At 73.4% G+C, this 13,967-nt stretch carries 11 protein-coding genes and 1 riboswitch; of the genes, 7 read left to right on the top strand and 4 right to left on the bottom strand.

The annotated features are described in order from the left end of the window. The first annotated feature begins 4 nt into the window (after positions 1 to 4). The 7 genes from cobBC (at position 5) to ACYQ1K_RS16135 (ending at position 7,196) form a co-directional block, all read left to right on the top strand. Positions 5 to 2,476: a bifunctional hydrogenobyrinic acid a,c-diamide synthase/histidinol phosphate aminotransferase CobBC gene (gene cobBC / locus ACYQ1K_RS16165; RefSeq protein WP_488199518.1), complete on the top strand. Its 2,472-nt coding sequence runs from the start codon at positions 5 to 7 to the stop codon at positions 2,474 to 2,476. A gap of 12 nt (positions 2,477 to 2,488) precedes the next feature. After that, on the top strand, positions 2,489 to 3,529 hold the full coding sequence (gene cobT / locus ACYQ1K_RS16160; protein WP_459984145.1) for a nicotinate-nucleotide--dimethylbenzimidazole phosphoribosyltransferase: 1,041 nt from the start codon (positions 2,489 to 2,491) through the stop codon (positions 3,527 to 3,529). 2 nt (positions 3,530 to 3,531) lie between these two features. Beyond that, entirely contained in the window at positions 3,532 to 4,326 is a 795-nt protein-coding gene (locus tag ACYQ1K_RS16155; protein ID WP_459984144.1) for an adenosylcobinamide-GDP ribazoletransferase, read from the top strand. Continuing rightward, a complete protein-coding gene (locus ACYQ1K_RS16150; RefSeq protein ID WP_459984143.1) occupies positions 4,323 to 5,258 on the top strand; it encodes a cobalamin biosynthesis protein in 936 nt (311 codons plus the stop codon). The genes ACYQ1K_RS16155 and ACYQ1K_RS16150 overlap by 4 nt, the downstream gene beginning before the upstream one ends. After that, positions 5,255 to 6,019: a (2Fe-2S) ferredoxin domain-containing protein gene (locus ACYQ1K_RS16145; protein WP_459984142.1), complete on the top strand. Its 765-nt coding sequence runs from the start codon at positions 5,255 to 5,257 to the stop codon at positions 6,017 to 6,019. Before ACYQ1K_RS16150 ends, ACYQ1K_RS16145 begins: the two co-directional genes overlap by 4 nt. Further along, a riboswitch (adenosylcobalamin (AdoCbl) riboswitch) is annotated at positions 6,017 to 6,166 on the top strand. (Overlaps the previous gene by 3 nt.) Before the next feature lie 2 nt (positions 6,167 to 6,168). Then, positions 6,169 to 6,396 carry a CbtB domain-containing protein gene (locus tag ACYQ1K_RS16140; protein WP_459984141.1) on the top strand — a complete coding sequence of 76 codons (228 nt, stop codon included), beginning with the start codon at positions 6,169 to 6,171 and terminating at the stop codon, positions 6,394 to 6,396. A gap of 20 nt (positions 6,397 to 6,416) precedes the next feature. After that, the gene (locus ACYQ1K_RS16135; protein WP_459984140.1) at positions 6,417 to 7,196 is read left to right on the top strand and encodes a CbtA family protein; all 780 of its coding nucleotides are present in this window, start codon (positions 6,417 to 6,419) and stop codon (positions 7,194 to 7,196) included. 17 nt (positions 7,197 to 7,213) lie between these two features. On the opposite strand, the gene ACYQ1K_RS16130 is transcribed toward ACYQ1K_RS16135, so the two are convergent. Genes ACYQ1K_RS16130 through cobN form a run of 4 tightly spaced genes read right to left on the bottom strand, consistent with a single transcriptional unit; the run spans position 7,214 to position 13,951 of the window. Beyond that, positions 7,214 to 7,957 carry a cobalt-precorrin-6A reductase gene (locus tag ACYQ1K_RS16130; RefSeq protein WP_459984139.1) on the bottom strand — a complete coding sequence of 248 codons (744 nt, stop codon included), beginning with the start codon at positions 7,955 to 7,957 and terminating at the stop codon, positions 7,214 to 7,216. A gap of 8 nt (positions 7,958 to 7,965) precedes the next feature. Next, entirely contained in the window at positions 7,966 to 9,483 is a 1,518-nt protein-coding gene (locus ACYQ1K_RS16125; protein ID WP_459984138.1) for a cobyric acid synthase, read from the bottom strand. Beyond that, complete coding sequence (gene cobF, locus ACYQ1K_RS16120) at positions 9,441 to 10,226, bottom strand: precorrin-6A synthase (deacetylating) (protein WP_459984137.1); 786 nt, start codon at positions 10,224 to 10,226, stop codon at positions 9,441 to 9,443. Before cobF ends, ACYQ1K_RS16125 begins: the two co-directional genes overlap by 43 nt. Further along, positions 10,223 to 13,951: a cobaltochelatase subunit CobN gene (gene cobN / locus ACYQ1K_RS16115; RefSeq protein ID WP_459984136.1), complete on the bottom strand. Its 3,729-nt coding sequence runs from the start codon at positions 13,949 to 13,951 to the stop codon at positions 10,223 to 10,225. The genes cobF and cobN overlap by 4 nt, the downstream gene beginning before the upstream one ends. Positions 13,952 to 13,967 lie beyond the last annotated feature (16 nt).

Raw genomic sequence — 13,967 nt, 5'->3', positions numbered from 1 at the left:
CGTGGTGAGCCTGCCGCGCCTCGTCGTCGCGGCGCCGTCGACCGGCCAGGGCAAGACGACCGTCGCCACGGGGCTCATGGCGGCCCTGCGGGCAGACGGCCCCCACGGGAGGGGCCTGAGCGTGAGTGGCCACAAGGCGGGTCCGGACTACATCGACCCGGGCTATCACGCCCTGGCGACGGGTCGGCCGGGGCGCAACCTCGACCCGCACCTCGTCGGCGAGGAGCTCGTCGTCCCGCTGCTCCTGCACGGCGCGGCCGGCGCGGACATCGCGGTCGTGGAGGGCGTGATGGGGCTGTACGACGGCCGCCTCGAATCCGACGGCTTCGCCTCGACGGCGCACGTCGCGACCCTCACGAGCTCCCCGGTCGTGCTCGTCCTCGACGTCGCGCGCCTGTCCCGCTCGGCCGGCGCCATCGTCGCGGGGATGGCCGCCTTCGACCCCGACGTACGCCTCGCCGGCGTCATCCTCAACCGCGCGCGACCCGGCCGCAACCTCGACGAGATCCGCAGCGCTGTCGAGCGTGCGGGCGTCGCGGTGCTCGGCGCCATCCCGCCCGACGACCGCCTCGCCACACCGTCGCGGCACCTCGGCCTGGTGCCGGCGGCCGAGCGCGACGGCTCGGCCTCGATGGTCGAGCACCTGGGCGAGCAGGTCGCCGCTCACCTGGACCTCGACGCGGTGCTCGCCGTGGCCCGCAGCGCGCCGGACCTCGACGCGACACCGTGGGATCCGACCACGGTCGTGCGCCCCGGTGGAGGAGGCCGGCCGGTCGTCGCCGTTGCAGGGGGGCGGGCGTTCACGTTCCGCTACGCCGAGACCGAGGAGCTCCTCCGCGCGGCCGGATGCGAGGTCGCGGTGTTCGACCCGTTGTCCGACGATGCGCTGCCCCCGGGGACCGCTGGGATCTACCTCGGCGGCGGCTTCCCGGAGGTGTACGCCGCCGAGCTCGCCGCCAACCGCCGCCTGCTCGACGACCTGCGTCACGCCGTCGCGGCCGGCATCCCGACCGTGGCCGAGTGCGCGGGGCTGCTCTATCTCGCCGAGTCACTCGACGGCGTCCCGATGGCAGGCTCCATCCCGGCGCAGGCCGCCATGTCGGACCGGTTGACGCTGCGCTACCCGACCGTGACGGCGGCCTCCGACTCGCTGCTGACACGCGTGGGGGAGCAGGTCACAGGACACGAGTTCCACCGGACGCGGACGTTGCCGCAGAGCGGGGAGGTCGCCGCGTGGACCATCGACGGCGAGGCGACGGGCTTCACCGGACCGACCTGGCACGCGTCGTACCTCCATGTGCACTGGGCCGGCCACCCGCACCTCGCCCAGCGGTTCGCCGACGCGGTCCACGCGGCCACACCCCTCTCGGCCACACCCCACGCGAGCCGGGGAGCCGTCGGGACGTCATGCGACGCGGCTGTCAGAGCAGCCACTTCGCATGACGTCCCCGAGGACGGACAGCCGGCCGATCCACTGCGCCACCACGGCGACGTCGAGGTCGGCGGGGGACTGGTGGACTTCGCGGTGAACGTCTACGCGGGACCCCGCCCGGCGTGGCTCGACCACGCGCTGCACACCGCGATCGACGACTCCGCGTCCTATCCGGACGTCGCGCCGGCCCGCGTCGCGCTCGCCCAGCATCACAAGCGGGAGACCGACGAGGTCCTGGTCACCGCCGGCGCCGCGGAGGCGTTCTCGCTCCTGGCACGGCTGCGCCCGTGGCGGCGCCCGGTGGTCGTGCATCCTCAGTTCACGGAGCCGCATGCTGCCCTCGCGGCGGCGGGGCACGCGGTCACCCCGGTGCTGTGCCGGGCCGAGGACGGCTTCACGCTCGACCCGGCGGCCGTCCCGGAGGACGCGGACCTCGTCGTCGTCGGCAACCCGACCAACCCCACGGGGGTGCTGCATCCGGCCACGACCATCCGCCGACTCCTCCGGCCCGGCCGCCTGGTCGTGGTGGACGAGGCCTTCATGGACGCCGTCCCCGGCGAGATCGAGTCGCTCGCGGGCGAGCGGCTCGACGACGTCCTCGTGATTCGGAGCCTGACCAAGCAGTGGTCGATCCCGGGGATCAGGGTGGGGCACGTCGTCGGCGACCCTGTCGTCATTGCCGCGCTCGCCGCTCTGCAGACGCCGTGGTCGGTCTCCACCCCGGCGATCGCGGCCGCGGTGGCGTGCACGACCGAGGCGGCCGCGGTCGAGTCACGCCGGCGAGCCGCCACGATCGCCGACTGGCGCGGCCTCCTCGAGCGCGGTCTGGCCGAGCGTGCCATCGAGCACGTTCCGTCGTCGGCGTCGTTCGTGCTCGCCCGGCTCGGTCTGGGCGCACGAGGGGCGCTGCGCGGGGTCGGGATCGCCGTACGCCGCGCCGACACCTTCCCCGGACTCGACGACTCGTGGGCCCGCATCGCCGTGCGCCCACCCGAGACCACCGCCCGCCTCCTGACCGCCCTCGACCGGCTCGCCCCTCTCTGAGAAGGACCCGACATGCCCTACGTCTCCGCCCCCTCCGACATCGCCCGCGACCACGCCGCCAAGCGGCTCGCCGCCCTCGCCACGCCTCCCGGCGCCCTCGGCCGCCTCGGCGAGGCCGGCGTCTGGCTGGCCGCCTGTCAGGGCCAGGTCCCGCCCGCGCCGCTCGACGAGGTCCGCCTCGTCATCTTCGCCGGCGACCACGGCGTGGCCGCCCACGGCGTCTCGGCCTTCCCCTCCGCGATCACCGGCGCGATGGTGCGCACGTTCCTCGCCGGGAAGGCCGGTGTGACCGCGCTGGCGAAGGCGCACGGGGTCGCCGTACGTGTCCTCGACCTCGGCGTCGACGAGGACTTCGCCGACCTCGACGAGGCGACGCGCGCCGCCCTCACGGCGCACAAGATCCGGCGCGGCAGCGGCGCCATCCACCTCGAGGACGCCCTCACCGCCGAGGAGACCCGGGCCGCCCTCGATGCCGGAGCCGCCGTGGCGCGCGAGGAGATCGCTGCCGGAGCCCAGCTGCTCATCAGCGGCGACATGGGCATCGGCAACACGACGCCCGCCTCGGCCATGGTCGCCGCCGGGCTCGGTCTGCCCGCCTCGGAGGTCGTCGGTCGAGGCACAGGGATCGGCGACGAGGCGCTGGCAGGCAAGATCGCGGTGGTCGATGCGGCGCTGGCGCGTGCGGGAGCACGTGCGTCGGACCCGATCGAGACCCTCACCGCCCTCGGCAGCGCCGACCTCGCAGCGACCACGGGCTACCTGCTCGCCGCGGCCCAGGACGGCGTGCCGGTTCTTCTCGACGGCCTCATGAGCGTGGCCTGCGCGCTGACCGCGGACCGCATCGAGCCCGGCGCGGCCGCCTGGTACGCCGCGGGGCACCGCTCCACCGAGCCCGCCCAGTCGCTGGCGCTGGCCAAGATGGGCCTCGAGCCGCTCCTCGACCTCGGTCTGCGTCTCGGCGAGGGGTCCGGCGCCGTGGCCGCCGTGCCCGTCCTGCACAGCGCCGGCGCCCTCCTGCGCGACGTCGCTCTGCTCTCCGAGCTGGGCGGCTGAGGTTGGGCCCGGTCCTGGTCGACTCCTGGCGGCTCGCGGTCGGGACGCTCACCGCGCTGCCGGTCCGGCCGCCACGAGAGGTCGACCGCCGTCACGCCGGTCTCGCCATGCTGCTGGCCCCGCTGGCGACGCTTCCGTTGGCGCTCGCGGTGCTGGTCGTCGTCGTCCTCGGACGCGCGGCGGGTCTCGACCCGCTCGTCGTGGCGCTCCTCGCCATAGGAGCGGTCGTCCTCGGCAACCGGGCCTTCCACCTCGACGGGCTCTCCGACGTGGCCGACGGGCTGGCCGCCTCCTACGACCGCAAGCGCTCCCTGGCGGTGATGAAGACCGGGACGTCCGGGCCTGCCGGGACCGTCGCGATCGTGCTGGTGCTCGGCCTGCAGGTGGCCGGGCTGGCGGCGCTGCTGTCGGATGCAGGCCAGGGGAGCTGGGCCGCCGCGGTGCGGGCAGCGGCGCTGGCCGCTGTCGCGGTCTGCGCATCGCGGGCCGCCCTCTCGATCTGCTGCCTGCGCGGGGTGCGGCCGGCGCGCGCGGACGGCCTCGGCCGGATCTACACGCAGACGGTCGCTCCGTGGGCGGCGGCCGCGGTGTGGATCGTCGCCGCGCTGCTGCTCGCCCTCGCCGGGCGCTGGGCGGGGCTGGCGTGGTGGCGTGGGGCTCTGGCCGTGGGGGTCGCACTGCTCGTCGTCGGACTGGTGGTCGGACGTGCCCTCCGCCGCTTCGGCGGCGTGACCGGTGACGTCTTCGGAGCAGCGGTGGAGTCGGCGCTGGCCGCGGTTCTCGTGGTGCTCTCATGACGCCCCCTCTCATGACGCCCCGTGCCGTGGGGCTGATGCTCGGCTACGCCGCGGACCGGCTGCTCGGCGACCCGCGTCGCTACCACCCGGTCGCCGGGTTCGGCACGCTGGCCGGTGCGCTCGAGTCGCGAACCTACGCCGACTCCCGGCGTCACGGCGTCGCCCACACGGCGGTCCTCGTCGTGGGTGCCGTCGCCCTCGGAGCGGGCCTGGAGCGCGCGGCTGCTCCGCCGCTCGCCCGGACGTTGGTGACCGCCGTCGCCACCTGGGCCGTGCTCGGCGGTCGCTCCTTGGAGCGTGAGGCGGCCGCCGTCCATCGGCACCTCGCCGACGAGGACCTGCCCGTCGCCCGACGCCGGCTGACGCATCTGGTAGGACGCGACACCAGCCAGCTCGACGAGTCGCAGATCTCGCGGGCCGTCGTGGAGTCGGTGGCCGAGAACACCTCCGACGCCGTCGTCGCACCCCTGATCTGGGGGGCACTGTGTGGCGTGCCGGGACTCCTCGGCTACCGCGCGGCCAACACGCTCGACGCCATGATCGGTCACCGCAGCGCACGCTACGAGCGCTTCGGCTGGGCCGCCGCCCGCCTCGACGACGTCCTCAACCTCCCCGGCTCGCGGCTGTCCGGCCTCCTCACGCTGGCGGCGCGCCCGGCCCGCGCGGGACAGGCGTGGCGCGCGTGGCGACGAGACGCGGGACGCCATCCCAGCCCGAACGCCGGCGTCGTGGAGGCGGCGTTCGCCGGCTCGCTCGGGATCCGGCTGGGTGGCACGAACACGTACGACGGCAGCCGGGTCGAGCACCGGGCCGTGCTCGGCGACGGTCGTCCGCCCGAGCGTGACGATGTCGCTCGCGCGATCGTCCTGGCCCGCCGGGTGGGCCTCGGCGCCGTGGGGGCGGCCGCTGTCGTGGCGTGGGGGCGGCGGTGAGCATCGAGGCGGTGGTCCTCGTCGGCATGTCGGTCGCCGACGTCGATGCCCGCGACTCGCTGCGCGCCGCAGCGGACGAGCTCGGCGCGACGGTGGCGTTCCTGCAGATGGCCGACCCGTCGCTCTCGGCTGAGCTGACGCGGCTGGCCGACGGCGGCGCACGCCGGATCACTCTGGTCGGCGTCGGCCTCGGGCCGCTCGGCCCCGCGCACTCGTGGCTGCGACGGATCGCCGCGCACTGGTGGAGGGAGCGCGCCGGGGAGCGGCCTGTGATCGAGGTGGCCACACGGCTCGCCGACCGGACTTTCGCGGCGGACGCCGGACCGCACCATGGGCCAGCGGACGAGCTGGCCCGTGCTCTGGCCGAGATCGTGACCGAGACGAAGCCCCTCACCGGCAGCGAGCCGAGCCTCACCTCGCCGGCCTGGGAGGAGGTGACCGGTCATCGGCATCAGGTGATGGTCTGCCGGGGCCCGCGGTGCACGGCGAAGGGTGCCGTGGACGGCCTGCGGGCGATGGTGCTGGCGATGATGGAGCACGGACTGGGTGATGACGACGTGCTGCTGGTGCACACCGGCTGTCAGTTCCCGTGCAACCAGGCGCCGGTGGTCAGCGTCCAGCCGGACGATGTCTGGTACGGCCACGTCGACGCCGCCACGGCCACCGCGATCGTCGCGCACCACCTGGTTGACGGAGAACCGGTGATAAGTCACACCCTGCCACGCCGGACATCGATGGCAGCCAGGCCCGAAGTCCGCTAGCCTGCACGGGCACCACGGATGTGAGGAAGCCAGTGAGAGTCTGGCACGGTCACGCCACTGTGAGAGTCCCGTCAGGGGCTCGAAGTCAGATCTTCCGCCGTCGTGTTGTCCGCCCGTAGAGGAACGTTGCATTCCCGAAGGAGCATCACGTGAGCGTCACGTCTGCCACCCCTGTCACCATGCCCGTCGCCGGCACCGCCCTGCCGACCGTCCCGCTCCGCGAGCTCGCCCCGTGGGCGCTGCTGTTCGGTCTTCTGGCGGCGCTGGTCCTGTTCTTCGTCAGCGCCGATCAGGGCGCGATCTCGATCCCGTCCGGCACGGCGATCCACGAGTGGGTCCACGACGGCCGTCACCTGCTGGGCTACCCCTGCCACTGAGCCCCGCGGCGTACTGCCCCATGACCGCACGTGCCTTTCTCGTCCGCGGCCTGCTCGCCGGACTCCTGGCCGGCCTCGTCACCTTCTGCGTCGCCCACCAGGTGGGCGAGCCCTCCGTCGACGCCGCGATCGGTGTCGAGGAGGCCCACTCAGCCGCCGCCCACACCCACGACGCAACGGCGGAGCCCGCCCATCACCACGAGGACGGCGTCGTCGTCTCCCGGCACGACCAGCGCACGTGGGGCCTGCTGACCGGCACCCTGACCGTCGGGCTGGCCCTCGGGGGCGTCGTCGCCCTGGTCTCGGCCGCCGTGGCGGGCCGGATGCGCCGACTCACGCTTGGCCAGTCCACGGCGCTCGTCACGCTGATCGGCTTCGTGTCGTTCGCCTTCGTGCCGTTCCTGAAGTACCCCGCCACGCCGCCCGCCGTCGGCAACGCCGACACGATCGGGCAGCGCACGAGCCTGTACTTCGGGTTTCTGCTGGTCTCGGTCGTCCTGGCGATCGCGGTCACGGTCCTCGTGTTCCGGCTCGCGCCGGCGGTGGGGACGTACGGCGCCGTGGTCGGCGGCGTTGCGGCGTACGTCGCCCTCATGGCCATCGCCGGGCAGATCTTCCCGACGGTGAACGAGATCGGCGACTTCCCGGCCGACACGCTCTGGTACTTCCGGCGCGCCTCCCTCATCACGCTCGCCACCATGTGGTCGGTCATCGGCGTCGCGCTCACGGGCCTGCTGTTGCGGCTTCAGTCGCAGGAGCGGGTGGTCGTCGCTCGCCGCGAGCTCGCCGCGAGTCTCTAGTCGCCTCGCGCGATGGGTCAGGCCTGGGCCGACACGCGGCGCACCCACGCGACGGCGCTGTCGACCTCACGCACCGTGGCAACACCCGGCGGAGGCGGGGGACGGCGTACGACGACCACGGGGATCTCCCGCTCGGCTGCGGCCTGCATCTTCGGCCAGGTGTGGGCGCCGCCGGAGTTCTTGGTCACCAGGACGTCAGTGCCGTGCTGGCTCATCAGGCCGCGTTCGCCGTCGAGAGTGTAGGGCCCGCGGCTGTGGAGGAGCTCCCACGACGACGGCAGCTCGACATCGGGCGCGTCGACCACCCGAGCGAGAACCGCGTGCGACGTCAGCGCCGGGACGAACCGGGCCAGCTCCTGGCGGCCGACGGTGAGGAACGGGCGCCGGCCCAGCTCGCCCGCGAGGGCAGCGGCGGACTCGTGGTCGTCGACGCTGTGCCAGATCCGGTCGGGCCAGCTCGGGTCCGGCTCCCACCCCGGCCGCTCGAGCCGCAACAGCGGGACCTCGGTGCACGCGGCGGCCGCGTTGGCGCTGATCCCGCGCGCGAAGGGGTGCGTCGCATCGACGACCGCGTCGAAGTCGACGAGCGCCGAGCGCAGACCCGCGACGCCGCCGAACCCGCCGATCCGGACGTCGCCCACCGGCAGTCGCGGACGGGCGACGCGACCAGCAAGGGAGGACGTCACCGCGATGCCCTCCTCGACCAGGCGCGCCGCGAGCGCCCGGGCCTCACTGGTGCCGCCCAGGAGGAGCACTCTCATGCGGCCCATCAGACGGTGCCTCCCGGCGGGAGAGCGGGCAGCCCGGCAGGCGCGCCGGACTGCGCCAGGGCGAGGAGCACCACGACGTCGAGGTGTTCCTCGACGAGGTCCCCGAGCCGGTCGAGCCGGGACTCGCGCGCAGCGGGGAAGCTGACTCCCGACGGCGGCCGGCCGAGGGTCTCCGCCAGGAACGCGCCACGGAAGGCGTCGCCCTCGAGGCTCCCATGCCACATGGTGCCGAAGACGCACCCCGTCCGAGCGCCGCCGAGGAACTCCTCGCCGGCCTCTCGGGTGATCCGTCCGTGGTGGATCTCGTAGCCGCTGGCGGGCGCGCCGAGGGCAGACCCGGTCGGCAGCCGAAGCGTCTTGTCGGCGGCGAAGTCCGTGCGCACGTCGAGCAGTCCCAAGCCCGAGACCCTCGCTCCGACCTCGCCCTCGACCCCGTCGGCGTCAGTGATGGTCGTGCCGAGCATCTGGAAGCCGCCGCAGATCCCGAGGACCGGCCGTCCATGGCGCGCGTGCTCGACGATGGCGACGTCGAGTCCGCGTGAGCGCAGCCAGGCGAGGTCCGCGATGGTCGACCGCGTCCCGGGCAGCACGATGAGGTCGGCGTCGGCGAGGTCGCGCGGGTCGGATACGAACACGACGTCGAGGTCCGGCTCGAGGCCGAGGGCGTCGACGTCGGTGAAGTTGCTGATCCGGGGGAGCCGCACGACCGCGACGCGATGAGCGCCCGACCCGACAGATCGGCGTCCGTCCAGGTCGAGGGCGTCCTCGGAGTCGAGCCAGAGGCTGGGGTCCCAGGGGAGCACACCGAAGACGCGGCGCCCGGTGAGCCGTTCGAGGGACGACAGCCCGGGGGACAGGAGCTTTTGGTCCCCCCGGAACTTGTTGACGACGAATCCCGACACCAGCGCCTGGTCGGCCGCCTCCAACAGGGCCACTGTCCCGAACATCGCCGCGAAGACCCCGCCGCGGTCGATGTCGCCCACGACCACGACGGGCAGGGAGGCGTGCCGCGCGAGACCCATGTTCACGTAGTCGCCAGCGCGCAGGTTGATCTCGGCCGGACTACCGGCGCCCTCGGCGACGATGAGGTCGAAGCGCGAGGAGAGGTCGTCGTACGCCGCGTGGGCGGCCGCCGCGAGATGGCGGCGACCGGTCTCCCAGTCGGCCGACGAGACATCCCCGGCCGGCAGGCCCATCAGGACGACGTGGCTGCGGCGGTCCGTGCCGGGCTTGAGGAGGACGGGGTTCATGGCGGGCTCTGGGACCACGCCCGCCGCGAGTGCCTGCACCCACTGCGCACGGCCGATCTCAGACAGCGTGCCGTCGGGCCCAGCGCACACCATCGAGTTGTTCGACATGTTCTGCGCCTTGAAGGGCGCGACCTTCACGCCGCGTCGCGCAAAGGCGCGGCACAGCCCCGTGGTGACGACGGACTTGCCGGCGTCCGACGTGGTGCCGGCGACCAGCAGGCCGGTCACGTCGCAGGCCTGCGCAGCAGGTAGAGGTCCATCACCCATCCGGCGGCCGTCTTCGCCCGCTCGCGGGCCGCCTTGATCGACGGCAGGACATCCCCGACCCGGCCCGCGACGAGCTCCTCGCCGACCCCGCCGAGGTTGGCGCCCCACCAGATCTGCCAGTCCTCACAGCCGGCCAGCTCGAGGGTCCGGTTGAGCATCACCACCACGTTGTCGAGATGAGCGTCCAGACCGGACGTGATCTCCTCGGCCAGTCTCCGGCCGGTGGTCACGTGGACCGGCAGGCCGACGTCGTTGAGGACGAGCCGGTGCCGAGCAGCGAGCAGCTGCGGCGCGCTGATCCCCGGCAGGACATCCCAGTGCACGTGGACGACGCCGCGCGCCGCGATCGTCGAGACGATCCGGATCGAGGAGTCGTAGAGCGACGGGTCGCCCCACACGAGCATCGCGGCCGTGCCGCCGCGCTCGGCGAGCACCGCCTCGTAGGCCTCCACCCGCGCGTCGTGCCAGTCGCCGACCGCCTTCCGATAGGCGCCGGAGCTCTCCACGTCCGCGCGATCGCGGCGCGGGTCGGGCACAGCCACGACCGGCACGCCGTGCGCGGCAGCGATGGTGCGGCGTACCTCCAGGAGTGGGTCCGGGGCGGAGCTCTCGGCGCTCTTCTCCGCCGCCAGCACGTAGTCCGCCGTCCGCAGCGCCTCCGCGACCTCCGGCGTGACGTGCTGCGGCCCCATCCCGATGCCGAGGATCCGGACCGACACAGGGCCGGTCGCAGCGCCGCTCACTCGCGATCCTCCAGGTCGCCCTCGACCTCGAGGTAGACCTCCCGCATGGCGGTCATCACCTCCGGAGACGGCTCGGCCCACAGACCGCGGTCCGCCGCCTCGTGCAGCCGCTCGACGATCCCGCGCAGCGCCCAGGGGTTCGACTTCCGCAGGAACGCCTGGTTGGTCTCGTCGAGGACATACTCGGTCGCGAGCTTCTCGTACATCCAGTCGTGCACGACTCCGGCCGTCGCGTCGAAGCCGAAGAGGTAGTCGACCGTCGCCGCCAGCTCGAAGGCACCCTTGTAGCCGTGTCGCTGCATCGCCGCGATCCAGCGCGGGTTGACGACTCGGGCTCGAAAGACGCGGGCGGTCTCCTCCGACAGCGTGCGGGTGCGGACCGCGTCGGGCGTGGTGGAGTCGCCGACGTACGCCTTCGGGTCCGCGCCCGTCAGCGCGCGGACGGTCGCGACCATGCCGCCGTGATATTGGAAGTAGTCGTCGGAGTCGGCGATGTCGTGCTCGGCCGAGTCGACGTTCTTGGCCGCCACCTTGATGCGCCGGTAGTTCGCGCGCATGTCGTCAGCCGCGGGCGCGCCGTCGAGGTCTCGCCCGTAGGCGAAGCCCCCCCACGCGGTGTAGACCTCCGCCAGGTCCGCGTCGTCGCGCCACGAGCCGGACTCGATCACCTGGAGGATGCCGGCGCCGTACGAGCCCGGCCTGCTGCCGAAGATCCGGGTCGTCGCCCGCCGCTCGTCGCCGTGCTCGGACAGGTCGGCCCGCATGTGGGCGCGCACGAAGTTCTGCTCGTCGGGCTCGTCGAGGTCGGCCACCATCCGGACCGCGTCGTCGAGCATGGCGACGACGTGCGGGAACGCGTCACGGAAGAACCCCGAGATCCGCACGGTGACGTCGATCCGAGGCCGCCCGAGCTCCTCGAGAGGCACGACGACGAGCCGAGCGACTCGGCGCGAGGCCTCGTCCCACTCCGGGCGTACGCCGAGCAGCGCCAGCACCTCGGCCACGTCGTCGCCGGAGGTGCGCATCGCCGAGGTGCCCCACACGGAGAGCCCGACCGACGACGGATAGTCGCCGGTCTCTTCGACATAGCGCCGCAGCAGCGAGTCGGCCATCGCCTGCCCGGTCTGCCAGGCGAGCCGCGACGGCACGGCGCGTGGGTCGACGGTGTAGAAGTTGCGGCCCGTCGGCAGCACGTTGACCAGTCCCCGCAGCGGCGAGCCCGAGGGACCGGCCGCGACGAAGCCACCGGACAGGGCGTGCAGGACGGCATCCAGCTCATCGGTCGTCCGGGCCAGCCGGGGCACGACCTGCTCCGCGGCGAATGCCAGCACCCGCCGCACCTGGGGATCGTCGTGGAGCGCCGCGACGGCCGCCGGGTCCCAGTCCGCCTTCTCCATCGCCTCGACCAGCTCACGCGCCCGGGCCTCAACGAGGTCGGTCTCGATACGCTCGCTGGCGCTCGCTACTCGACCAGCGGCTTCCTCGCTGGTCGAGGAGGCCGAGCCGCCAGGCGAGGCCGTATCGAGACCCAACGCCGCGCGCAACCCGGGCACGGCGTTCCCGACGCCGCCCCACACCTGCGCGGCGCGCAGGATCGAGAGGACCAGGTTGACCCGCGCCTCGCCCGTCGGCGCGGCGCCGAGCACGTGCAGGCCGTCACGGATCTGGGCGTCCTTGATCTCGCACAGCCACCCGTCGACGTGGAGCAGGAAGTCGTCGAACTCCTCGTCGTCGGGACGCTCGTCGAGCCCCAGGTCGCGGTGCATCTCGGCGGCGTGCATGAGCTGCCAGATCTCGCCGCGGACGGCCGGCAGCTTCGCCGGGTCCATCGAGGCGATGTTGGCGTGCTCGTCGAGGAGCTGCTCGAGCCGCGCGATGTCGCCGTACGCCTCGGCCCGCGCCATCGGCGGCACCAGGTGGTCGACGATCGTGGCGTGCGCCCGCCGCTTGGCCTGGGCGCCCTCGCCGGGGTCGTTGACGAGGAACGGGTAGATCAGCGGCATGCTGCCGATCGCCGCGTCGGGGCCGCAGGAGGCCGAAAGGGCGGCGTTCTTGCCGGGAAGCCACTCCATCGAGCCGTGCTTCCCGAGGTGGACGACGGCATCGGCCCCGAAGCCGCCGTGCTCGCGACGGGCCTCGAGCCAGCGGTACGCCGCCAGGTAGTGGTGCGACGGCGGAAGGTCCGGGTCGTGGTAGATCGCGACCGGGTTCTCGCCGAACCCACGCGGCGGTTGGATGAGGATGACGACGTTGCCCGCCTGCAGCGTCGCGAGCACGAGGTCGCCGTCATCGTTGACGAAGAGGCTGCCCGGCGACTCGCCCCACGCCGTCACCATCGCCTCCCGCAGGTCGGCGGGGAGGTCGGCGGTCCAGGCGTCGTAATGGCTCTTGCTGATCCGCACGTGCGCGTCGGTGAGCTGCGCGGAGGTCAGCCACTCCTCGTCCTGGCCACCGGCCGCGATGAGCGCATGGATCAGCGCGTCGCCGGCCTCGGTGTCGTCAGCGTCCAGCCAGGGCAGATCCTCGGGCGCCCCGAGGTCGTAGCCCTCGTCGCGCAGCCGCCGTAGCAGCCGGATGGCGGAGACCGGGGTGTCGAGCCCGACCGCGTTGCCGATGCGTGCGTGCTTCGTCGGGTAGGCCGACAGCACCAGCGCGAGCCGCTTCTCGGCGTTGGGGACGCGGCGAAGGCGTGCATGGTTGACCGCGATCCCGGCCACGCGCGCGGCCCGCTCCGGGTCGGCGACGTAGCGGGGCAGTCCGTCGGCGTCGGTCTCCTTGAACGAGAACGGGGCCGTGATGATCCGTCCGTCAAACTCCGGGATGGCGATCTGGGTCGCGGAGTCCAGGGGCGTGACGCCGTCGTCGGAGGCCTCCCACTCCTCGCGGCTGCTGGTGAGGCACAGGCCCTGCAGGACGGGGATGTCCAGCGCGGCCATCCGCTCGACGTCCCACGCCTCGTCGTCACCGCCCGCGCTCGCGCCCGCCGGGACGCTGCCGCCGGCCGCGAGGACGGTGACGACCAGTGCGTCGAGGGTGCCCAGCGCTTCGTAGAGCTCGTCGGGGGCCGACCGCAGGGAGCCGGCGAAGATCGGCACGCCGACCGCCAGACCGGTCGCGTCGACCGCGTCGGCGAGCGCGTGCGCGAACCCGTTGTTGCCGCTCGCCTCGTGGGCGCGGTAGTAGAGAACGCCGATGCGGGGAAGGGTCTCGATACGCTCGCTGGCGCTCGCTACTCGACCATCGGAGCTGTCGTTGGTCGAGTAGCCCGAGCCGCTGGGCGAGGGCGTATCGAGACCGGGCCGCGGCGCGAACCCCCACGCCGGGATGGAGGCGGGCGGCTCGAACCCCTCGCCGGTCAGCAGGACGGTGTCGGAGAGGAACGCATGCAGCTGGCGGAGGTTGGCGGGGCCACCCTCGGCGAGGTAGCGGTGTGCCTCCGCCGCGACCCCCATGGGCACGGTGGAGAGCTCCATGAGCTCGGCGCTGGGCTGCTGCTCCCCGCCGAGGACGACGAGCGGCGTCCCGGCCTGGCGCACCGAGGCAAGACCCGGCCACAGGTCGTGGGGGGAGCCCAGGAGGCGTACGACGACGAGGTCGGCGCCGCGGACTGACGCCTGCAGCTGCGCGTCGGTGGCACGGGCCGGGTTGGCGAGCGCGAAGTCGGCCCCGCCGGCACGGGCCGAGAGGAGGTCGGTGTCGGACGTGGACAGCAGCGCGATGCGCATGGCGCGGGTCCTCCTT

The organism is Nocardioides sp. AN3, from assembly GCF_054653495.1.
Note: the sequence above shows the minus strand (reverse complement) of the source record. Positions and strands in the feature narration are given on the sequence as shown.

What these genes read in the sequence shown, in the direction of transcription:
- cobT (WP_459984145.1), top strand. Translation starts at nt 2,489, where the DNA reads ATGCCCTACGTCTCCGCCCCCTCCGACATCGCCCGCGACCACGCCGCC.
- ACYQ1K_RS16150 (WP_459984143.1), top strand. Translation starts at nt 4,323, where the DNA reads ATGACGCCCCCTCTCATGACGCCCCGTGCCGTGGGGCTGATGCTCGGC.
- ACYQ1K_RS16135 (WP_459984140.1), top strand. Translation starts at nt 6,417, where the DNA reads ATGACCGCACGTGCCTTTCTCGTCCGCGGCCTGCTCGCCGGACTCCTG.
- ACYQ1K_RS16130 (WP_459984139.1), bottom strand. Translation starts at nt 7,957, where the DNA reads ATGAGAGTGCTCCTCCTGGGCGGCACCAGTGAGGCCCGGGCGCTCGCG.
- ACYQ1K_RS16125 (WP_459984138.1), bottom strand. Translation starts at nt 9,483, where the DNA reads ATGGGTGATGGACCTCTACCTGCTGCGCAGGCCTGCGACGTGACCGGC.
- cobN (WP_459984136.1), bottom strand. Translation starts at nt 13,951, where the DNA reads ATGCGCATCGCGCTGCTGTCCACGTCCGACACCGACCTCCTCTCGGCC.